Here is a 20659-nt window from a genome sequence, read left to right as displayed (position 1 = left end):
GGCGGAACGCGCTCACCTGGTGCCCGGTCAGCTGTCGTACGCCCCCGTGACGTAGACCGTTCTCGGCGGCAGGTACTCCACCACCATCACCACCGTGCCCGGCTCGATCCGGCCGGTGCCGTCGGCCGGGTAGGCGAGGAAGTGCTCCGCGCCGCCGCGCACCCGCACGATCACCTCGCCGACCAGCCCGGGTCCGACCGTTCCCGTCACCCGACCCATCAGCCCGACCATCGACGCGTCACCCATGGGCACAGGGTACGGGCGGAGCGCGGTCACGCGGCCGGTGTGCCGGCTTCCGCCTGCTGCGGCGGCCACACCTCGTGCCAGCGCAGCTCCGCCTCCAACTGCGCCGCGAGGGACACCAGCAGGGGCTCGCTGCCGGCCGGACCGAGCAGTTGGGCACCGACCGGGAGGCCACCGTCCACGAACCCGGCGGGTACGTTCACGCCCGGCCAGCCCAGCACGTTCCAGGGCCACGCGTACGGGCACGCGGCGATCATCGCGCGGTCCGTGGCGAACCCGCTCAACCGGTACAGGGCGCCGATACGAGGCGGGGGAGCGGCCGTGGTCGGTGCGAGGATCACGTCGTACGACCGGAAGAACGCGCCGATCCGCCGGTGCAGCACCGCCTCGGCACGCCGGGCCGCCCTGAGCGGCGGCCCGCCGAGCAGCCGGCCCAGCCGGGCCGCGTCCCGGGTGCGCCGGTCGAGCAGCGCGGGGTCGGGGGCCTCCCGGACCCGCTCGGCGATCCCGGCGGTGGCACGCGGTACGAAGGTCAGCCCGATCTGTCCGTAGGGCGGATCCGCCTCCTCGACCTCGTGGCCCAGCGCCGCCAGTTTCTCGGCGAGTTCGGCCACCCGCGCCCGGACCGCCGGGTCCAGGCGGGCGGGTACGGCGGTGAACGGCGGCTTCAGGGACAGGGCGATGCGCAGCCGGCCCGGGTCGCGGCCGACGGCGTCCGCCACCGTCAGCGCGGGCGGCCGGTGCGGGTCCCGGTCGTGGTTGCCGCTCGCCGCGTCGAGCAGCAGGGCCGCGTCGGCGACCGTGCGGGCGAGGGTGCCGTTGACCGTGATGCCGTGGAAGGACTCCCCGCGAGGCCAGGTGGAGATGCGGCCGCGCTGTGGCTTGATGCCGATCAGGTGGGTCCAGGAGGCCGGGATGCGCACCGAGCCGGCGCCGTCGGAGCCGAGCGCGGCCGGGACGAGTCCGGCGGCGACGGCGGCGGCCGATCCGCCCGAGGAGCCGCCGGGTGTGTGCCCGGTGTGCCACGGGTTGCGGGTCTCGCCGAACGCCGGGCCCTCGGTGAACGGCCACTGCCCCAGCTCACACGTGTTGGTCTTGCCGATGATCACGGCACCGGCCGCGCGCAGCCGCCGTACCGCCTCGCCGTCCGCCGCCACCGGCGGGAACTCGCCCCGGCAGCCGAACGCGGTCGGCTCGCCGGCCACGTCCATGTCGTCCTTGACCGCCACCGGCACCCCGAGCAGCGGGCGGCGCACTCCTGCGGCCAACTCCCGGTCGCAGGCGTCGGCTTCGGCGAGCGCGGCCCCGGCGCGCACGATACGGAAGGCGTTCAGCGTCGGCTGCGTGGCCTCGATCCGGGCGAGGGCCTGCTCCACCAGCGCGCGGGAGGTCACCTCCCCGTCGGCGAGGGCGCGTCGGGTCTCCGCGAGGCCTGCGGCACGGTCGGGCGTCATGGGGGAGCACCTCCGGGAGGCTCCGGGCACGATGTCTACCGAACGGTAACCTCATGTCGGGGGACACGCCTACCGTTTGCGCACGGGTGTCTTCGGTATCGGTGGTGCCCGCTGATGCCCGGCCGGCTGCCGTACCTGGTCGCCTGGGGAACTCGGCGGGAGCGGTGGCCCCGCACGCCGGACACTCGCCGCCTGAGCCGAGTCGCCCTCGTCGCCCCGTCCGGGTGAACGTCACCGGGCGAGCAGCCGCCGCAGCCACCGCACTCGTGCCGCCCGGGCCGACCGGGACAGGGCCGCCTCGGGGGCCAGGGCGTCGAAGCCGTGGAAGCCGCCCGGCCAGACGTGGAGTTCGGCCGCGCCGCCGGCCTGCCAGATGCGGGAGGCGTAGGCGACCACCTCGTCCCGGAAGGTCTCAGCGGAGCCGACGTCGAGAAAGGCCGGCGGCAGGCCGGACAGGTCGGTGGCCCGGGCGGGGGCGGCGTACGGGGAGACGTCGGGGCCGCCGCGGCGGTCGCCGAGCAAGGCCGTCCAGGCGGTCTCGTTGGCGGTGCGGTCCCAGGCGCCGAGGCCCGCCATCTGATGGCCGGAGACGGTGTCGTTGCGGTCGTCCAGCATGGGGTACATCAGCAGCTGGCCGAGCGGGCGCGGGCTCTGCCGGTCCCGGGTGAGCAGGGCGAGCGCCGCGGTGAGGCCGCCGCCGGAGCTGGCCCCCGCGACGACGATCCGGTCCGGGTCGCCGCCGATCTCCTCGGCGTGCTCGACGGTCCACAGCCAGCCGGCGTACACGTCCTCCACGGGTGCGGGGTGAGGATGTTCGGGAGCGAGCCGGTACTCCACCGACACCACGACGGCGCCCAGGTCGCGCGCCCAGGCCAGGGGTTCGGTCACCCCGACCCGGTTGGTCCCGGTCATCATGCCGCCGCCGTGTACGTGGTAGATCACCGGCAGCGGGGCCGTGGGCGTCGTGGCTGCCGGGCGGCACAGGAGGAGGGAGATGTCGCGGGCGCCCTCGGGGCCCGGCACCTTACGGTCCTCCACCTCGAAGGCGCCGTCCAGGGTCACGTCCAGCAACCCGAGCAGCTCGGGGCCGGCGGCCTGCCGGGCGGCGTCCAGGTCATCCAGGGTGAAGCCGGGCGTGGTCACGTCCCCGACCGCCTCCAGCGCGGCGGCGAGTTCCGGATCGAACGGCGGCGGGACCAAGGGCATGGCTTCTCCTCAGGTGACTCGGAGCCCGCCCGGGCGGCGCTCCGGAGCGGACGTGTGCGGCCGGTGATCACCTACCCCGTGACGCGTGGTACGCGACGGCGGCCCACGGAACGAACAGCCACGGCCTGCTTCGCGTACCCCGTTGCCCGGTGTCGGGCCGACCGGGCGTCCACGCCGTTCCCGGAGTGCGGCCGGCAGCTGTCCGCCGTGACGCGCACGGGGGCCGGAGCTGCGAACAGCTCCGGCCCCCGTGCGGGCGACGTACGGCTCAGGCGGCCGCGACCTCACCCACGTTGCCGTGCAGGCGCGCCACGACCTCGGTCAGCTGGGCGGCCACCTCGGCGTCGTCGACCGGGTGGGTCTCGGCGAAGCGGGTCAGCGAGCCGGGGATGGACAGCTTGATGTCCTCGATCACCTTGCCGCCGGCGATCCCCACGGCCTTGCGGGCCTCATCCTGCGCCCACACGCCGCCGTACTGGCCGAAGGCGGTGCCGACCACGGCGACGGGCTTGCCACCGAAGGCGCCGGCGCCGTACGGGCGGGACAGCCAGTCGATGGCGTTCTTCAGGACGGCCGGGATGGTGCCGTTGTACTCGGGGGAGAAGAGCAGGAAGGCGTCGGCGGCCTGCGCGGCCGCGCGCAGCTTGGCGGCGGCGGCCGGGACACTGCCCTCGACGTCGATGTCCTCGTTGTAGAACGGGACGTCGGCCAGGCCCTCGAACACCTCGACCTCGGCGCCCTCGGGTGCGAGCTTCACAGCCGCCTCGGCGAGCTGGCGGTTGTGCGAACCGGCGCGAAGGCTGCCGACGAGCGCGAGTATGCGGACGGACATGGGAACTCCAAGGGGGCTGAATATCGCTGTTACGATCCGGACCGAGGTCCGGTTAAGCTTTGTACCACCCAAAACGGACCGTGGTCCAGTTTTCTTCCCGATGCTTTACGCTGTCTTCATGCCCAGCGCCTTGCCGCCCTTTCCCCAGCCTCAGGAGCCCCTCGACACCCCTCAGTTGCTCACCGTCGGCCCGGCTCCCGCAGAACCCTGCCTGCGCGCCGACGCGGCCCGCAACCGGGCCCGGCTCCTGGAGGCCGCTGCCCGTCTCATCGCGGAGTACGGGGTGGCCGGGGTCACGATGGAGGCGGTGGCCGCCGCGGCCCAGGTGGGCAAGGGCACGGTCTTCCGTCGCTTCGGCGACCGCACGGGGCTGCTGATGGCCCTGCTCGACCACTCGAGCAGGCAGTTGCAGGCCGACTTCATGAGCGGGCCCGCGCCGCTCGGACCCGGGGCGCCGCCCCTCGCGCGGCTGCGGGCGTTCGGTGTGGCCGTGCTGTACCGCTCCGCGGAGCAGCTGGATCTGCACCTGGCCGCCCAGCCGGAGCCGAACCGCCGGTTCTCCCACCCTGCCGTCGGGGCGCTGCGCACGCACGTCGCGATGCTGCTCCGGCAGATCGTGCCGGACGCCGACTGCGAGTTGCTGTCCCACACGCTGATGGCCTCGCTCGACCCGGCCCTGATCCACCATCTGACCCGGCAGTGCGGGATGCCCATGGAACGGCTGGAGGCCGGCTGGATCGACCTGGTCGCCCGGACGACCCGCACGGACGCGCCACACTGAGGCCGCTCGTGGCCTGAACCGTCCCGCCGACCGCCCGCCGAGGGCGGCTCAGCCGACCCGGCCGGCGAGCATGCCGAGCGGCCCCTGCGGTGCGTTTGCGCGGAACAGCAGGTCCCCGCTGTGCGCGGACGCCGCCGCCGACGCCTCGGCGCGCGGGAACATCCCGGCTTCGTGGGCGACCAGGGGGCCTCGTGGTCCCCGGGGTGCGTGGCCAGGGCGAGGCCCCGCTCGGCGCGACGGCCGGAGTCAGGCCGGCGCCCTCGCCGGCGAACGGTGGCATGGGATGGGCGGCGTCGCCGGGCAGTGGGACGCCTGGGCCCCGGTCCCGGCGACGGCCGACCGGCAGGGCGTGGATCCGCCGGGGAGTCAGCGTCCCGGCCGCGTCCGCGACCGGCGCCCGCACGGTCTCGTCCCAGCCGCCGGACTCCATCCGTTCGTTCAAGGGTGCGAAAAAGGCATTTCCGTCCAATGATGAACCACATTGCCCCGCCTGCTCCACGCCTCCGCCCCTCTGCCAGAATACGCTCCGTCATGGTGCAGATACCGAACACGCCCACGAGTGCCGACGTGGCCCGCCTGGCCGGCGTCTCGCGCGCGACCGTGTCCTACGTCCTCAACAACACCAGCGCCGTACGGATCAGCGAGCCGACGCGCCGCCGCGTCCATGAGGCCGCGCGGGAACTGGGGTACGTGCCCCACGCCGCCGCCCGAAGCCTGCGCGCCGGACACAGCCGCATGGTCCTCATGCCCGCCCCGGCGATCCCGGTGGGCCCGCTCTACAGCAGGTTCCTCAACGAACTCCAGTGGGCGCTCGGCCGTCTCGACTACACCGTCGTGCAGTACGGCAGCGTCGGCCTGCAGGGCGACGAAGCGGCCCGCGCCTGGGCAGAGTTGCGGCCGGTCGCGGTGCTGGTGCCGGGCGCGGAACTGGGCCACCGGGGAGTCCAGGTCCTCAAGCGGTCCGGCGCCCGGGCCGTGGTCACCCTCGGCCCCGAGCGCCTCGACGGCGCGCACGCCCTGTTGATGGACCACGCCACCGTGGGCCACTGCGCGGGCGTCCATCTGTATGAGCGTGGCCGGCGCCGGATCGGCGTCGTCATGCCCGAGGAACCGGGCCTGGAGGCGTACGCGCGGCCCCGGCTGGCGGGCGTGCGCCAGGCCCTGCACGCCACGGACGCGGTCGTGACGGAGCTACCGCTCCCGTACACGGAGCAGGCCGCCACCCGACTGGCCGTCCGCTGGAGGGACTTGGGTCTGGACGCGGTGTTCGCCTACAACGACGAGTACGCCATGCTGCTCATGCGCGCGCTGCAGGACGAAGGCGTCCGCGTCCCCGACGACGTGGCCCTGATCGGCGCCGACGACCTGATGCTCGGCCGGCTGCTGCGTCCCCGGCTCAGCACGGTCCACGTCGAGCTGCCCTCCGGCCGCGACCTCGCCGAACTGGTCGACCGCGCGGTGGGCCACCCCGGCGGCGAGCCCGAGGTGCACAAGGTGCTGGGGGCCTCGGTGGTCCAGCGCGAGTCCACCTGATCCAAGCCCGGCCGGGATCGCAGGGCGCTGGACGACCGAACACGGCGGTGGACGTCCCGCGGAGACTACTGGGCGGCGTCGCCCTCCTGGGCGGCGATGCTCTTGCGCACCTCGTCCATGTCCAGCTTCCGCGCCTGCCCGATGACATCGGCGAGAGCGGCCTCGGGCAGAGCACCCGGCTGGGCGAAGACGGCGACCTTGTCCCGGACGATCATCAGCGTCGGGATCGACTGGATCTGGAAGGCCGCGGCCAGCTCCGGCTGTGCCTCGGTGTCCACCTTGCCGAAGACCAGGTCCGGGTTGTCCTCGGCGGCCTTCTCGTACACCGGCGCGAACTGGCGGCACGGCCCGCACCAGGACGCCCAGAAGTCGATGAGAACGAAGTCGTTCTCGCTGACCGTCTGGTCGAAGTTCTCCTTGGTCAGCTCCACGGTGCTGCTCATGGCGTGATTCCCTCTTCCTGGTGTGGGGGTGTGCCGACGGCGGAAACACGGCCGCCGGGCCGCCTATTCCACCCGTGCACGCGTGTGTTCCGCGCGCGTACCCATGTGGCCAGGGCGCACACCACCCACCAGACTGACCCCATGACGGAAACGGAATCCATCGCGTACGACGTCGTGGTGCTCGGGGGTGGGCCCGTGGGGGAGAACGTCGCCGACCGCACCCGCGCGGCCGGGCTCACCACCGCGGTCGTGGAGAACGAACTGCTCGGCGGCGAATGCTCGTACTGGGCCTGTATGCCCAGCAAGGCCCTGCTCAGGCCGGTCATCGCCCAGGCCGACGCCCGCCGTCTGCCCGGCCTCGCCCAGGCGGTGCATGGCCCCCTCGACGCGCCCGCCGTCCTCGCCCGCCGGGACGAGTACACCTCGCACTGGAAGGACGACGGCCAGGTCGCCTGGCTGGACGGCACCGGCGCCGACTTCCACCGTGGCCACGGACGCCTCGCCGGACCCCGCACGGTCACCGTCACCGGCCCCGACGGCACGGTCACGACCCTCACGGCCCGGCACGCCGTCGCCGTCTGCACCGGCACCCGCGCGCAGCTGCCCGGCCTCCCGGGCCTCGCCGACGTGGCGCCGTGGACCAGCCGCGAGGCGACCAGCGCCAAGGCGGCACCCGGCCGGCTGATCGTCGTCGGCGGCGGTGTCGTCGCCACCGAGATGGCCACCGCCTGGCAGGCCCTCGGCTCGCAGGTGACCCTGCTCGTGCGCGGCAAGGGCCTGCTGGGCCGCATGGAGCCGTTCGCCGGAGAACTGGTCGCCGAGGCCCTCGGCGAGGCCGGTGTCGACGTCCGCACCGGCACCTCCGTCGAGTCCGTCACCCGTGAGAACGGCACCGTCGTCGCCGTCACCGGCGCCGGCGACCGGATCGAGGCCGACGAGATCCTCTTCGCCACCGGCCGGGTACCGCACACCGACGACATCGGCCTCGACACGGTCGGCCTGGAACCCGGCTCCTGGCTGGACGTCGACGACAGCCTCCGCGTCACCGGCACCGACTGGCTGTACGCGATCGGCGACGTCAACCACCGCGCCCTCCTCACCCACCAGGGCAAGTACCAGGCCCGGGTCGCCGGCGCCGCCATCGCCGCCCGTGCCGCCGGCGGTCCCCTCCTGGACGAGCCCTGGGGCGCCCACGTGGCCACCGCCGACCACCACGCCGTACCGCAGGTCGTCTTCACCGAGCCCGAGGCCGCCGCGGTCGGTCTCTCCCTCGCCGAGGCCGAGCAGGCCGGCCACCGCGTCCGCGCCGTCGACGTCGAGTTCTCCTCGGTCGCCGGGGCGGGCCTGTACGGCGACGGCTACAAGGGCCGCGCCCGCATGGTCGTGGACCTGGAGGACGAGGTCCTGCGCGGCGTCACCTTCGTCGGCCCCGGCGTCGGTGAACTCATCCACTCGGCCACCGTCGCCGTGGCGGGCCGCGTCCCGGTCAGCCGCCTGTGGCACGCGGTCCCGTCCTACCCCACATTGAGCGAGGTGTGGCTGCGGCTGCTGGAGGCGTACCGGGACGCGTGAGCCTGCGTCACCCGGCCCCGAGGCGGTCCCGCCACGGAGCGGGACCGCCTCGACCGCGGGAAGACGACGCCCCTGCCGGATGCCGACGGCCAGGTCGGGGTGCGGGCGGCCGTCAGTGCGGTGACGAGGGCGACGAGCGGGCCGACCAGCCCTTTTCGCAGGTGGGGTCCCGTCCGGCCTGGGACCGGCCCATGCCCCGCGCAGTACACGACGACCGCCGCGTCCTCGCCTGCACCGGTCGCCCGGGCGCCGTCCTGGTGGGCCGGCGGAACAGGTCTACGGCAGGTCGAACCCCAGCGCCTCGGCCGCCGCGTGAGGCGTCGGCTGGGCCCACAGGGCCGCCACCGCTTCGTTGGTCGACAGGGACCGCGGTTCCGCGCGGTCCAGGTAGAGGGTGCCGTCGAGGTGGTCGGTCTCGTGCTGGACGATGCGGGCCGGCCACCCCGCGAACACCTCGTCCAGCACGCGGCCCTGCACGTCCTCCGCGCGCAGCCGTACCTCGGCGTACCGGGCCACGACCGCCTGCCAGCCCGGCACGCTCAGACAACCCTCGAAGAACGCGGCACGGGCGGTGCCGACGGGCTCGTACACCGGGTTCACCAGGACGCGGAAGGGCTGCGGGACGCGGCCCCGGACCACGGCGACCTCCTCCGGCACCGGTGCCGGGTCCTCGATGACCGCGATCCGCAGGGGCACGCCGACCTGCGGTGCGGCGAGGCCCACGCCCGGAGCGGCGTGCATGGTGACGCGCAGGGCTTCGATGAAGCGGCCCAGCAGAGCGGGACCGAGCTGACCGTCGTACGGCTCGGTGCCGTGCCGCAGCACCGGCTGCCCGGCGGCGACGATGGGCAGGGGGCCACCGGCGGCGAGGAGTTCCTCGACCCGCTCGGCGAGCGGTGCGTGATCACGGGGAGGTGCCATCGCGTCAGAATGCCATGTCCGCGCACCGCGCCCAGTGGCACCGGTCACCAACACTCCCGGGGGATCCGATCGAAGCGGCCGGTGAGCCGAAGGGGCGCGTCGCAGGCGGACCCGGCCACGCGCAAGGCAGACGGGGAGACGGGCAGACGGAGAGGGACGACGGCCGGGCCCGACGGAACGGCCAGGTGAACTGGGGGCAGGTCCTCGGCTCGCTGTCCGCCCGGCCGGTCGCACGGCTCGCCGGGACACGCGTGGCGGTGGCCTCGGCCGCGCTCGCCGGCGCCCTGAGCGAGATCGGCCGGCACGGCGGCGGCACGGCGGAGAGCTACCCGCAGGACTCGGAGGGCGCCCGGGTCTCCACGGGGCGGTACCGCTCTCGTCCGGAGACACACCGAGGGCCCGGTCCCCGACCCCGACGGAAACCGGGCCCAGGACGTACGACTCACTCCTGCGGGAAGTCACCCGCGAGCGCCGCGGCGAGGCGCAGATGCCGCTCCGCCTCCTCGTGCCGGGCCTGCCGCTGGAGCGTGCGGCCCAGCATCAGCCGCGCGTAGCCCTCCACCGGGTCGCGCTCGACGATGACCCGCAACTCGGCCTCGGCGCGGCGCAGTTGGGCCGAGTGGTAGTAGGCGCGCGCCAGCAGCAGCCGGGGACCGGTCTGCTCCGGCACCTCCTCGACCAGCCCGGCCAGCACCCGCGCCGCACCCGCGAAGTCCTTCGCGTCGAAGAACGACTGCGCGCGCTCCCAGCGCTCGGCGGGGGTTCCCTGGTCGTAGTACGTGGTCTCCACTTGCGTCTCCACTCGTGACCTCCTTCGACGGCCACAACGGAACGCAGTCGTTCAATATTCCACCACCTCTGGCGTGTGCGCGGAAGCCGACGTCGGGGTTCACCTGGCCTCTGCGGGCGTGGAAGCGGGTGAACCCACCACCGGCGCCGATGACCTGACGGGCTTTCCGTGGACCTGGAACTATGGCCAGTACCCGCGTCCGGGCCCAGCTCCCACGCCCCCTACGCCCTCGCGATGGCGCTGGTCGGCCTGATGGAGTCGCTGATGACGGCCAGGCCGGTCGACGAGATCACCGACACCCGCTCGTCCAAGACCCGCGAGTCCATCGGCCAGGGCATCGCCAACATCGTCACGGGCCTCTTCGGCGGCATGGGCGGCTGCGCGATGATCGGCCAGACGATGATCAACGTAAAGGTCTCCGGCGCCCGCACCCGCCTCTCCACCTTCCTCGCGGGCGTCTTCCTGATGGTGGACGGCGGACGGCGCCCCTCACCCGGATGCGGGTGACGGGCGCCGTCAGCGGGCGTCATAGCCAGCCATTGCGGCGGAAGGCCCGGTGCAGCACGGTGGCGGCGGCGGCCATCACACCGACGGCGAGCGGATAACCGTACACCCAGCTCAGTTCCGGCATGTGCGCGAAGTTCATGCCGTAGACGCCCGCGATGAGGGTGGGGGTGGCCAGGATCGCGGCCCAGGCGGAGATGCGGCGCATGTCGTCGTTCTGCCAGGTCCCCACGCGTGCCAGATGGGCATCGAGGGCGGAGTTGAGCAGCTCGTCCAGTGAGCGGACCTCGGTGTCGGTGCGGTGCAGGTGGTCGGCGACGTCCCGGAAGTACGGCAGCGCCTCCTTGGGCCATCCGGTGCCGGACCCGGTGAAGTCCTGCACCACGGGGACCAGGGGCTGGACGGCGTCGCGGAACTCGAGCACCTCGCGTTTGAGGGAGTAGATCTCCTCGGTGAGATCGTCACGGTCCGGGGAGAACACGAGCCGCTCCAGCGCGGTCAGGTCGGTGCGGACCTGGGCGGCGGCCTCGGTGTAGGCATCGACCACCGAGTCCAGGACGGCGTGCAGTACGGCGACGGGCCCGAAGCGCCGCGCCTGCGGGTTCCCGCTCAGTCGCCGGACCGCCTCAGCGGCGGGGTCGGCCGCTCCGTGACGAACGGTCAGGGCGAACCGCGGGCCGGTGAAAACCATCACCTCGCCCGTCTCCACCTCACGGCCGTCCTCGACGTACCACAGTGTCTTCAGAGCCACCGCGAGCACCTCCCCATACCGCTCCCGCTTGGGTCGCTGATGGGCGTGGACGGCATCCTCCACCGCCAGCGGATGCAAGCCCAGCTGGTCCGCCAGCTCGTCCAGGTCCCGTGGTCCGGGATCGTCCACGTGCACCCAGCAGAACTCGTCCTCTCTCACGCGCTTCAGGCAGTCCAGCACCGCCGCACGGCCGCCGTCCTCCTGCCGGCAGTCCACCTGCTCCGGCTCGTCCTGCGACTCACGGTAGACAACACACCACATGCTTCACACCTGCGCCGCCGAAGCGATTGCATGCCTCTCGCGCAACGGCTTTGCCGGCGTCGGCGCGGGGGCCCACTCACGGTCGGTGCCGGACCTGAGGGCCGGGCGGTGACCTCCGCGCTGTTCCCGCGCGCAACGGTTGCGGCCCGCGGCCTCGTATGCCGGCCTGCCGGGCCATCCGGTACCGCCCCTGGATCGGCGGCACAGATTTCCGGCACGGCCGACTATCAACACCGCAGATCGACCATGCAGGAAATCTGCTACGGCGAGAGTAGACATTGCCTGTGTGGTGGGTTATGGTTTTGCCCGTAGCCAAGAGGTCGAATGAGGCGCGGCAGGGACGAACTGCCGCGCATGCAAGACCAAGCAGGAACGGCACGGCGGCGGAGTGATGGGGCCGGAAGGTACTCGGGGCCTCACCGCTGGTCGCCGGGCCGGGCGGCCCACGGGGCCGTGAGCAGTACCCGCAGTACCAGCAGTTCCCAGCAGCACGAAGCGGAAAAAGGAGGCAGACGCCATCAGGATCGCCCGGGCGAGCGAGCGACACCGCCCGGGTACCGCAAGACCCCGGATTGGAAGGTGGTCCCCGGTCACGCAACCGCGATCCCCGCAAGCCCGGCCTCCCAGGCGGAGTTGCGGAAAAAGAAGGCCGGCACGGCAGTAAGCCGGCAGATGGTGTTCAATCCCTTGGGGCCCTGGTTGCCGTACGGCAACCAGGGCCCCTCGACCGCGTTCCCGCCACGAAGGTACAGATGACCAAACAAGACCCGCTCGACCGTCTGGACGACGACGACTACCCCGCCTACACCATGGGCCGCGCCGCGGAACTCCTCGGCACCACCCCCGCCTTCCTGCGAGCCATCGGCGAAGCCCGCCTGATCACCCCGCTCCGCTCCGAAGGCGGACACCGCCGCTACTCCCGTTACCAGCTGCGCATCGCCGCGCGCGCCCGGGAACTCGTCGACCAGGGCACACCCATCGAGGCGGCCTGCCGGATCGTCATCCTCGAAGACCAGCTCGAAGAAGCCCAGCGCATCAACGAAGAACTGCGCCACGGCACGACCCAGCGCCACCACAAGGCCGACGCCTGAGGTCCCCGACCTGCCGACAACACCGTGCGGCAGGTCAGTCGATCACCACCGCTCGAGTACGACGACGACCGTGGTCACCCGGCGGGAGTGCCGGGCGCCGACCAGCCCGAGGCCGGTCGACGGCTTGCCGGTCATGTCTTGAAGCACACTGTCCGAGGTGCTGGGCGATCGTGGCCACGTGCGGCGGGTCGATGAGGGACAGGTGGTCGCCCTCGACCGGAACGACTTCGAGGCGGGGACACAAGGATGCCCAGCCGAGGTCGGCTTCCGTCCTCGGATAGCGCGGGTCGAGCGCGGTGATGAGCCTGTGAGCCTGCCGAGCGCGGTAGAGCACCACATGGCCCTCATAGGGACGGGGCCGGTAGCGCTCGCCGACACGGGCGTCGACGTACGAGGTCCGCTGGTGTTCCCTAATACCCGGGCTCATGTCGAGGCCGGCCTCGGCCACCGCGCGCATGACGACGTCGATCTGCTCGTCCTCGGGGGTGACCGCGCCGCACGGGGTGGCCGTAGGTCTTCTCCATGTGCGGCTGTTCGCCCGGCCGGCCGCCCAGCCCGTTGCCGCCTCTCCCCGGCGGCTGCCGGAGTCCGGAGGATTCGGTGCCGCTTCCGCGGCCGGCGGTCCGCCCGCTGGCTCAGCCCAGCCGCTTGAGCAGTTGTTCGGCGACCGGGGCCGAGGAGGCCGGGTTCTGACCGGTGACGAGGTTGCGGTCGACCACCACGTGCGGCGCCCACGGCTCGCCCGCGCGAACGTCGACGCCTGCCTCGGTCAGCCGGTCCTGCAGCAGCCACTTGGCCCGGTCGGCGAGGCCGCCCTGGATCTCCTCCTCGTTGGTGAAGGCCGCCGCCCGGTAGCCGGCGAAGGCGTTGGAGCCGTCGGCCCGGACGGCGGCGAGCAGGGCGGCCGGCCCGTGGCAGACCACGGCCAGCGGCTTGCCCGAGTCGAGGGCCCTCACGAGCAGCCGGCCGGACTCGGCGTCCACGGCCAGATCCTCCATGGGGCCATGACCGCCGGGGTAGAACACGGCCGCGAAGTCGTCAAGGTCCACCTCCGCGAGCTTCGCCGGCGCCTGCAGCTCGGTCATCTCCTCCAGCGCACGCGCGATCTCGTCGGCCTTCTCCTGGCCGCCGTTGACCTCGGCGGCCAGGCTCGCCCGGTCCACCGGCGGCACCACACCGCCCGGCGTGGCGACGACGACCTCGTGACCGGCGGCTTTCAGGGCGCGGTAGGGGACCACGGCCTCCTCGGCCCAGAAGCCGGTGGGATGCAAAGTGCCGTCGGCGAGCGTCCACTGGTCGGCGCCGGTCATCACGAACAGGATCTTCGACATGAGGTTCTCTCTCCCGAAAGCGTGTGTCTACGAGGAAGAACGTAAGCGAACCTACCCATAGGCATCCAATGAAGTATCGAATGGCTGACATTGGATCTCCTATGGGTGTGGGGGAATATCCGGCGGTGATACTCGGACGCGTGGAGACCGCTTCCCTCGACCTCAACCTGCTGCGCACCTTCCTCGCGGTGTATCGCTCCGGCTCCTTCACGGGCGCCGCCCGCCTGCTGGGCCTGTCGCAGCCGACGGTGACGACGCAGATGCGCGCGCTGGAACGGCAGACCGGCCGGGAACTGTTCGAACGGCTGCCGCGCGGTGTCGCGCCGACCTCGGTGGCCGACGAACTCGCCGCCCGGATCGCCGTGCCCCTGGACGAGCTGGCCGCCGTCGCCGGGCCCACCCCGCCGGCCGGCACCCGCGCCGAGCCCGTCCATCTGGCCGGCCCCGCCGAACTCCTGTGCACCACCGTCCTGCCGGCCCTCGCCCCGCTGGTCGCCGAGGGCGTACGGCTACGTGTGTCGACCGGGCTGACCGATCCGCTGCTGGAGGAACTGCGCGCGGGCCGGCACGACCTGGTGATCGCCACCACCCGGCCTCGTGGCCGTACGCTGCACGCCGTTCCGCTCATGGATGAGGAGTTCGTCCTGGTCGCCGCCCCGGCCTGGGCGGAGCGGCTGCGGGACCGGCCGGCCGTCGAGGGGCCGGCGGCCCTGCACGGCGTCCCCCTGATCACCTACGCCGAGGATCTCCCGATCGCCCGTCGTTACTGGCGCCACGTCTTCGGCCGGCGTCTGTCCCGCACCGCCGCCGCGACCGTGCCCGACCTTCGTGGAGTGCTCGCTGCCGTCGCCGCGGGCGCCGGTTTCAGTGTGCTGCCCCGCTATCTGTGCCAGGACCTGCTGGAGTCCGGCGCGCTGGTGGCGCTGCTGGAGCCGGAGGACCCGCCGATCAACACCGGCTTCCTCGTCCAGCGCCCCGGCGCCTCCGACAACCCGGACGTGGCCCGCGTCCACGCGCTTCTGCTCCGGTCAGCCCGCACCTGGTAGCCGACAGTCCCACATCGTTGCTTCACCTGCGGCGGCTCCCGCCGCGTCGCACTCCGCGATGCGCACTCTCCGGTGGCTGCGGGCGGCGCCGGATCTCGCGCTACTCGGCCGTCGTCGGTTCTGCGGGACCGATCACACTCCCCGCTGCTCAGGCCTCGTCGGTTCAGCCGCGCCGCACTCCGTGCTGCTCAGCCCCTGGTAGCTGCGGGCGGCTTCGAATCTCGCGCCGCTCAGTCCTCTCGGCTGGCCGCCGCGCCGTCCGTCCATTCCGGTGCCAGTACCGACCAGATCTCCTCGTCGTGCCGTTCGCCCCGGTAGAGGTAACTCTCCCGCAGCACAGCCTCTTTGCGCATGCCGAGCCGTCGGGCGACCGCGATGCTGGGCGCGTTGCCCGCCGACACCCACCAGTCCACGCGGTGGATGCCCCGTTCCCGGATCGCCCAGTCGATCAGCACCCGCGCGGCACGGGTCACCAGGCCCCGGCCCACCGCGGCCGGCTCCAGCCAGCAGCCGGCCTCCGCCGTGCCCCGGGCCGGGTCGAACCGGCGCAGGATGACCGCCCCGACCAGCGTGCCGTCGAGGCGGATCGCCCGGATGAGGCCCGCGTCGGCCGCCTCCTTCTCGGCATACGCCCGCAGGAACGACCGGGCGGCCGCCGCGTCCGTGACCACGTCCGGCAGCCCGTTGAAGCGCCCGATGAACTCCCGCCCGCGGTCCACATGGGCGAGGAACTCCTCGGCCTGCCAGGGCTGGAGGGGAGACAACTCGGCGCCGTCGTCACCGAGTGAGGTCGCGTACATGGTCACCTTCGGGGGAGGGGATGGGACATCTGGTACGCCAGCCTACGGTCGGCGCCCTCCCCGACGGCTGTGAGGGCCTCGTCCAACTCCATGAACCACTCCCACACCGGCCGCCCGTCATCGGCACCGGCCAGCCGGGACACCACCGGATCCTCCAGCTCCGGAACGCGCTTGTTCTTCCAGACCTCGTCGGCCAAGCTCACCAGCAGGTCCTCCACGCCGGTCCCGGGAGCCGTCCAGGACGCGTGCGTGCCGGCGTACCGGGCGAGTTCGGCCGTCACCCCGTACGCCAGCAGCAACTCCCGGCCCGCCGCCTGGGGCTCTGACATCGTTGTCCCCGACTCGCCCGAATGGCGGGCCCAGGTCGCGGGACCCACGATGGAGGCGTGGGGTACGGCGACCGCCGCAGCGCCCGTGCCGTCCGAGGCCCGGGGGCGGGATGCCGGCCCCGGCCGCGGTCAGCGGCTGGAAGGGAGGACACCGTCATGCTGGAAGTGAAGACGGTCGACAAGCCGGACGAACGGCGTGACTTCCCCCGAGGCCACCTGGAAGCCCTCCACCTGACCGGGCTCGACTTCGCGGTGGGCACCTTCGAACCGGGCTGGCACTGGACGGAGTCCGTGGGCCCGATCGCGGGCACCGAGAGCTGCATGGTGCACCACAACTGTTATGTGCTGCGGGGACGGATGCACCTCCGGATGGACGACGGCGGGGAGAGCGAGGTCGGCCCCGGCGATGTCTTCGTGTGCCCGCCCGGCCACGATGCCTGGGTGGTGGGTGACGAGCAGGTCGTGCTCTTCGACTTCGCCGGGACCATGGCGAACGAGTACGCGAAGGGTTAGCCGAGCGGCGGATCGGATCGTCGGCGTACAGGGCCGGGCCGCACGGTGTGCGGCCCGGTGGCGTGTCCGGGCTCGGCGCCGCGAGTGGTGTCCGTGGACCGCCCGGGCCCGGGCGGTGAGGGTGATGCCGCCGTCCGGATCGGTGGGGACGCTCGTGGTGAGAGCGTCCCGGGGGAGCCGGTCGCGGGCGGCCGGCGCGAGCGCGGCGACACGGCCGGGCGCGAGCCCTTGGCCGGCCGGGAACGGTTTCCACAGACCGGCGAATCCGGCGAAGACCGTGGGCCATCGCAGGACGGCCGTCGCCACGTCGGTGAGTCCCGCGCCGGCCCGCACACCCCGCAGCGCCTCCGGCCGGCACAGGGGGAACCGCCCCCCTCGTCCAGGGCGGCCGCGGCCGGGTCGAGGTAACGGCAGCGTCCCGGAACCGGCGCGGGAAGGAACTGCGCTCCCTCCGCGCAGCCCCTACGTGCGCGGCGACCGGACCGCCGGGGGCGGACGGCACGGGCCAGGACGGCCACCGCGGCGACCGGATGCGGAAGGGAGTTCAGGACCGGCCCGGCGACCGCCGCGTCGCAGCGGGCGTTCCGCACCCGGCACGGTGTGCTTCGCGTCGGCCGCCGCGAAGCACACCGTGCCCGCCGGTGCACGAGGCACGGGCCGTCGCCGTCACGTATCCGGGTGACCGGTCGAGACCGGGCAGCGGGCGGGGGCCACACCGGGCGCCGGCTCCGCCGACAGCACACCGGTCCCGCATCCAGCGGCGCAGTCGGGGCCGGTGTCCGGCCAGGGTGCGCAGCGCGCGGCCACCATCCGGCGCCAGCGACCCCTGTACCGCTCGTGGGCGGCGCCGGCCCTCCCGGCGTGGTAGCGATGATGTCGCCCCACCCCTGAACGACGCGCACGGGACCGCCCGGTGCGCTGTGGCGGCACGACGCCGGCCACCCTGTCAGCCCGGGAAAGTGGTCGCGCCCTGCTCCGCGAACGCGACGGCGTCCGCGTGGCCGAACAGGCCGGGCAGGCCGCCGGTGTGGACGAAGACGGTCTTCTCGCCCGGCCGGACGTCACCGTCGTGGACGGCCGCGTGGAGTCCGGCCAGGGCCCGGCCCGTGTAGGTCGGGTCGAGGACCAGGCCCTCGGTGCGGGCGGCGAGCCGGAGCGCCTCGGCCACCGGGCCGGTCAGCGCCGCGTAGCCGCGGCCCACCTGGTCCCGGCGCACGCGCAGCCCCTCCGCCGTCAGCTTCTCGGCCGTGAGCGGTGCCGCGAACCGGGCCACCGCCGCGGCCGGGTCGGCCAGCGCGCCCACGTCGACGCCGAGGACCGACCCCGTCCCCAGGGCCGCGACCAGACCGGCCATGGTGCCGCCCGAGCCGAGCGCCACCACGGCCGTCCGCAGGTCCGGCACCTGTTCGCGCAGTTCCTCACCGCAGCGCACATAGCCACGGGCACCCAGGGTGCTGGAACCGCCGAACGGGATCAGCGTCGGACGGGCACCGGCCGCCCGCAGCGTGGCGCACACCTCGGCCGCCGCTGCGTCCAGGCCTGCCTGGTCCACCTCGCCCGCCCAGGCGAGCCGGGCCCCGAACAGCCCGTCCAGGGCGAGGTTCCCGGACCGCGAGACGCCCGGCGAGCCGCGCAGCACGAGGACGACGTCCAGCCCGAGGCGGGCGCCGGCAGCGGCGGTCAGCCTGGCGTGGTTGCTCTGCGGGGCACCCGTCGTCACGAGCGTGCCCGCGCCCTCGGCCAGGGCGGCGCCCACCGACCACTCCAGCTTGCGGATCTTGTTCCCGCCGCCGCCCAGGCCGGTCAGGTCGTCCCGCTTGATCCACAGGTCCTCCGGTCCGAGTCCGAGCGCGGCGGCCAGCCGGGGCGCCGGTTCGACGGGGGTGGGGTACGTGCCGAGCGGCACGGGCAGGTGGCTCATGGCGGACATCCTCGGTAGCGGGTCTGCGGGGGGCCAGTCGATCACGGGCGGCCGCCCGGCGTCACACCGGCAGCAGGTGTGCGATCAGCCCGCTGAGCTGCCGGGCCGTGCGGCACTCGTGCATCTCGACCAGCTCGGCGTAGGCGGGCGCGACCGAGTCGCCGGTGCCCCACCGGTCGCGCGGCTCGGGGTTCAGCCAGTACACACGGCGGGCCCTCCGGGCGACGTCGCGCACGGCGGGCAGGTTGGGGTCGCTCATGTTCGTCCGGGCGTCCCCGAGGACGAACACCGTCGTGCGCGGCCCCACCGCGTCGCCGTACCGCTCGGCGAACTCGCCCAGCGCCACGCCGTAGTCGCTGCTGCCGTGCCAGCCGGTGAGCGTGGCCTCGGCACGGATGCGGGCACCGAGCCCGTCCGGGTCGGCGCGGCCGTGGTCGAGCAGGCCGGTCACCTCGTCGAGCCGGTTGACGAAGGCGAACACGCGGACCTTGCTGAACTGGTCGTGCACTGCCTGCACCAGCAGCATCGTGAAGTCCGAGAAGCCGGACACCGAGCCGGACACATCGCACAGCAGCACCAGTTCGGGGCGGGCCGGGCGGCGCCGGCGCAGCACCGGCCGCATCGGCACCCCGCCCGTGGACAGTGAGGAGCGCAGGGTGCGGCGCAGGTCGATCGTGCCACGCGCGGCACGCCGTCGGCGCGCGGCGAGCCGGGTGGCCAGCTTGCGCGCCAGCGGCTGAACGGCCCTGCGCAGTTCGGACAGTTGATCCCGGTTCGCGAACAGGAAGTCGACCCGGTCGGCGGTCGGCCTGACGCCGCGCCGGGCGATCTCGTCCCGGCCGCGCCGCTCGGCGACCCGGCGCCGCGCCTCCGCCCCCACCATCCGCCGGAACTCCTCGATCCGCTGACGGATCTCGTCGTCCAGCAGCCGGTCCGCGAAGCCGGCGCCGCTGCTGTTCCGGCCCCGGACGTCGGCTCGCACCCGGGCCAACAGGGTCTGCGGGCGCAGCCGTTCGAGGGTCTGGTACGCCGACCAGCCGTCCGTGCCCGGGGAACTCCCGTACCCGCCGAGGCCGTCGACCGCCTCCGCCGCCAACCGGGCCATCAGGGCACGGTCGTCGGCCGCCAGCGCTTCGGCGAGCCGGTCGCGCAGGGCCTCGCGGTCCGCGGGGTCGCCGTCCGGGCGCCCGACCCCGCGGGGGAAGTACAGGTCGAAGACCGGGTCGAAGACCGCCCGTTGGCCCGGGCCGTGCAGCAGCGTGGCGGCCAGGCCTTCGCGAAGCAGCTCCCGTTCCGCGAGCCCCAGCGCCTCCACCGCGCGGGCCGCGTCCACGGTCTCGCCGGTGCCGATCCGCACCCCGTGCGCGCGCAGTGCCCCGACCAGGCCGGTGATCCGCTCGGCGACAGCGGTCACAGCGAGTCCAGGTCGAGCTTGGCCGACGCCTTCTGGATGTCGTCCTGATGCTTGAGGATCACCCCGAGACTGTCCCGGACGACCGTCTCGTCCAGTGTGTCGGCGCCCAGGGCCAGCAGGGTGCGCGCCCAGTCGATGGTCTCGGCGACCGACGGCACCTTGCGCAGGTCCATCGCCCGCAGCGCCCCGACCACCCGTACCACCGACGCGGTCAGCGCCTCGCCGAGGCCCGGCACCTTCAGCCGTACGATCCGCCGCTCCAGCTCCTCCTCGGGGAAGCCGATGTGCAGGAACAGACAGCGGCGGCGCAGCGCCTCGGACAGCTCCCGGCCGGCGTTGGAGGTGAGGACGACGAACGGGCGGTGGGTCGCGGTGACCGTGCCCAGCTCCGGGACCGTGATCTGGAAGTCGCTGAGCACCTCCAGCAGCAGCCCCTCCATCTCGACGTCGGCCTTGTCGGTCTCGTCGATCAGCAGCACCGTCGGCTCGTCCCCGCGAATGGCGGTGAGCAGCGGGCGGGGGAGCAGGAACTCCTCGCTGAAGATGTCGGTGCGGGTCTCGTCCCAGTTCTCGTCGCGGCCCGCGCTGATCCGCAGCAGCTGCTTGGCGTGGTTCCACTCGTACAGCGCCCGGGACTCGTCCACGCCCTCGTAGCACTGGAGCCGGACCAGCCGGGCCCCGGCCACCTGGGCGACGGCCTTGGCCAGCTCGGTCTTGCCGACCCCGGCGGGGCCCTCCACCAGCAGCGGCTTGCCCAGCCGGGCGGCGAGGAAGACGGTCGTGGCGACGGCGGGCGAGGTGAGATAGCCGGCCGCGGCGAGGCGGGCGGAGACGTCGTCGACGGACGTGAACAACGGGGCCTCCGGCGGGGTAGGGGGCGGGTCCACACTGCTGACGACTATCTAAGCGCTTGTTCAGGGCGT

20 protein-coding genes and 1 pseudogene are annotated in these 20659 nt (G+C 73.4%); 7 read left to right on the top strand and 14 right to left on the bottom strand.

Annotated features, from left to right (window positions below):
• Window positions 1-27 precede the first annotated feature (27 nt).
• From ABZ079_RS13365 to ABZ079_RS13350, 4 genes are all read right to left on the bottom strand, one after another.
• Window positions 28-246: a hypothetical protein gene (locus ABZ079_RS13365; protein ID WP_356939549.1), complete on the bottom strand. Its 219-nt coding sequence runs from the start codon at window positions 244-246 to the stop codon at window positions 28-30.
• 26 nt (window positions 247-272) lie between these two features.
• A complete protein-coding gene (locus ABZ079_RS13360) occupies window positions 273-1697 on the bottom strand; it encodes an amidase (protein ID WP_356939548.1) in 1425 nt (474 codons plus the stop codon).
• A gap of 231 nt (window positions 1698-1928) precedes the next feature.
• Window positions 1929-2903 (bottom strand): alpha/beta hydrolase, encoded by a 975-nt coding sequence (locus ABZ079_RS13355; RefSeq protein WP_356939547.1) that lies wholly within the window; start codon window positions 2901-2903, stop codon window positions 1929-1931.
• Between the two features lie 268 nt (window positions 2904-3171).
• Entirely contained in the window at window positions 3172-3735 is a 564-nt protein-coding gene (locus ABZ079_RS13350) for an NAD(P)H-dependent oxidoreductase (protein ID WP_356939546.1), read from the bottom strand.
• Between the two features lie 100 nt (window positions 3736-3835).
• Here ABZ079_RS13350 and ABZ079_RS13345 point away from each other — a divergent pair, with 100 nt between their 5' ends.
• Together ABZ079_RS13345 and ABZ079_RS13340 are read left to right on the top strand one after the other, a co-directional pair.
• Window positions 3836-4516: a helix-turn-helix domain-containing protein gene (locus ABZ079_RS13345; protein WP_356939545.1), complete on the top strand. Its 681-nt coding sequence runs from the start codon at window positions 3836-3838 to the stop codon at window positions 4514-4516.
• A 531-nt stretch (window positions 4517-5047) separates the two neighbouring features.
• Window positions 5048-6049: a LacI family DNA-binding transcriptional regulator gene (locus ABZ079_RS13340; RefSeq protein WP_356939544.1), complete on the top strand. Its 1002-nt coding sequence runs from the start codon at window positions 5048-5050 to the stop codon at window positions 6047-6049.
• 65 nt (window positions 6050-6114) lie between these two features.
• On the opposite strand, the gene trxA is transcribed toward ABZ079_RS13340, so the two are convergent.
• Window positions 6115-6492, bottom strand: coding sequence for a thioredoxin (gene trxA, locus ABZ079_RS13335; RefSeq protein ID WP_356939543.1), 378 nt, complete (start codon window positions 6490-6492; stop codon window positions 6115-6117).
• 141 nt (window positions 6493-6633) lie between these two features.
• Between trxA and ABZ079_RS13330 the strand changes: the two genes are divergently transcribed.
• Complete coding sequence (locus ABZ079_RS13330; RefSeq protein WP_356939542.1) at window positions 6634-8064, top strand: NAD(P)/FAD-dependent oxidoreductase; 1431 nt, start codon at window positions 6634-6636, stop codon at window positions 8062-8064.
• A 276-nt stretch (window positions 8065-8340) separates the two neighbouring features.
• Here ABZ079_RS13330 and ABZ079_RS13325 read toward each other — a convergent pair whose 3' ends face one another.
• The gene (locus ABZ079_RS13325) at window positions 8341-8985 is read right to left on the bottom strand and encodes a peptide deformylase (protein ID WP_356939541.1); all 645 of its coding nucleotides are present in this window, start codon (window positions 8983-8985) and stop codon (window positions 8341-8343) included.
• Between the two features lie 442 nt (window positions 8986-9427).
• Window positions 9428-9775 (bottom strand): tetratricopeptide repeat protein, encoded by a 348-nt coding sequence (locus ABZ079_RS13320; protein ID WP_356939752.1) that lies wholly within the window; start codon window positions 9773-9775, stop codon window positions 9428-9430.
• A 207-nt stretch (window positions 9776-9982) separates the two neighbouring features.
• On the opposite strand from ABZ079_RS13320, the pseudogene ABZ079_RS13315 reads away from it, so the two are divergent.
• Window positions 9983-10246: pseudogene (locus tag ABZ079_RS13315) on the top strand (SulP family inorganic anion transporter); the annotation flags it as partial.
• Window positions 10247-10301: 55 nt separating this feature from the next.
• Here ABZ079_RS13315 and ABZ079_RS13310 read toward each other — a convergent pair.
• Entirely contained in the window at window positions 10302-11291 is a 990-nt protein-coding gene (locus tag ABZ079_RS13310) for a magnesium and cobalt transport protein CorA (RefSeq protein ID WP_356939540.1), read from the bottom strand.
• A 752-nt stretch (window positions 11292-12043) separates the two neighbouring features.
• On the opposite strand from ABZ079_RS13310, the gene ABZ079_RS13305 reads away from it, so the two are divergent.
• Window positions 12044-12382 carry a MerR family transcriptional regulator gene (locus ABZ079_RS13305; protein WP_356939539.1) on the top strand — a complete coding sequence of 113 codons (339 nt, stop codon included), beginning with the start codon at window positions 12044-12046 and terminating at the stop codon, window positions 12380-12382.
• Window positions 12383-13017: 635 nt separating this feature from the next.
• Here the strand turns inward: ABZ079_RS13305 and ABZ079_RS13300 are convergent.
• Entirely contained in the window at window positions 13018-13713 is a 696-nt protein-coding gene (locus ABZ079_RS13300; protein WP_356939538.1) for a type 1 glutamine amidotransferase domain-containing protein, read from the bottom strand.
• Between the two features lie 140 nt (window positions 13714-13853).
• Between ABZ079_RS13300 and ABZ079_RS13295 the strand changes: the two genes are divergently transcribed.
• Entirely contained in the window at window positions 13854-14759 is a 906-nt protein-coding gene (locus ABZ079_RS13295) for a LysR family transcriptional regulator (protein ID WP_356939537.1), read from the top strand.
• Between the two features lie 230 nt (window positions 14760-14989).
• Here the strand turns inward: ABZ079_RS13295 and ABZ079_RS13290 are convergent, their stop codons facing one another.
• Window positions 14990-15559 carry a GNAT family protein gene (locus ABZ079_RS13290; protein WP_356939536.1) on the bottom strand — a complete coding sequence of 190 codons (570 nt, stop codon included), beginning with the start codon at window positions 15557-15559 and terminating at the stop codon, window positions 14990-14992.
• 2 nt (window positions 15560-15561) lie between these two features.
• Window positions 15562-15888 carry a hypothetical protein gene (locus ABZ079_RS13285; RefSeq protein WP_356939535.1) on the bottom strand — a complete coding sequence of 109 codons (327 nt, stop codon included), beginning with the start codon at window positions 15886-15888 and terminating at the stop codon, window positions 15562-15564.
• A 156-nt stretch (window positions 15889-16044) separates the two neighbouring features.
• On the opposite strand from ABZ079_RS13285, the gene ABZ079_RS13280 reads away from it, so the two are divergent.
• On the top strand, window positions 16045-16401 hold the full coding sequence (locus tag ABZ079_RS13280; protein WP_356939534.1) for a cupin domain-containing protein: 357 nt from the start codon (window positions 16045-16047) through the stop codon (window positions 16399-16401).
• Window positions 16402-17347: 946 nt separating this feature from the next.
• Here the strand turns inward: ABZ079_RS13280 and ABZ079_RS13275 are convergent.
• The 3 genes from ABZ079_RS13275 to ABZ079_RS13265 all read right to left on the bottom strand — a co-directional run bounded on the left by ABZ079_RS13275 (window position 17348) and on the right by ABZ079_RS13265 (window position 20590).
• Entirely contained in the window at window positions 17348-18322 is a 975-nt protein-coding gene (locus ABZ079_RS13275; protein WP_356939533.1) for a D-cysteine desulfhydrase family protein, read from the bottom strand.
• A 61-nt stretch (window positions 18323-18383) separates the two neighbouring features.
• Window positions 18384-19736 carry a VWA domain-containing protein gene (locus ABZ079_RS13270; protein WP_356939532.1) on the bottom strand — a complete coding sequence of 451 codons (1353 nt, stop codon included), beginning with the start codon at window positions 19734-19736 and terminating at the stop codon, window positions 18384-18386.
• Entirely contained in the window at window positions 19733-20590 is an 858-nt protein-coding gene (locus ABZ079_RS13265; protein WP_356939531.1) for a MoxR family ATPase, read from the bottom strand. The genes ABZ079_RS13270 and ABZ079_RS13265 overlap by 4 nt, the downstream gene beginning before the upstream one ends.
• Window positions 20591-20659: the final 69 nt, after the last annotated feature.

This window comes from Streptomyces sp. NPDC006314 (assembly GCF_040613075.1).
Taxonomy (GTDB): domain Bacteria; phylum Actinomycetota; class Actinomycetes; order Streptomycetales; family Streptomycetaceae; genus Streptomyces.
The sequence above is the reverse complement of the archived record's forward strand: the minus strand, read 5'-3'. Positions and strand labels throughout refer to the sequence as shown.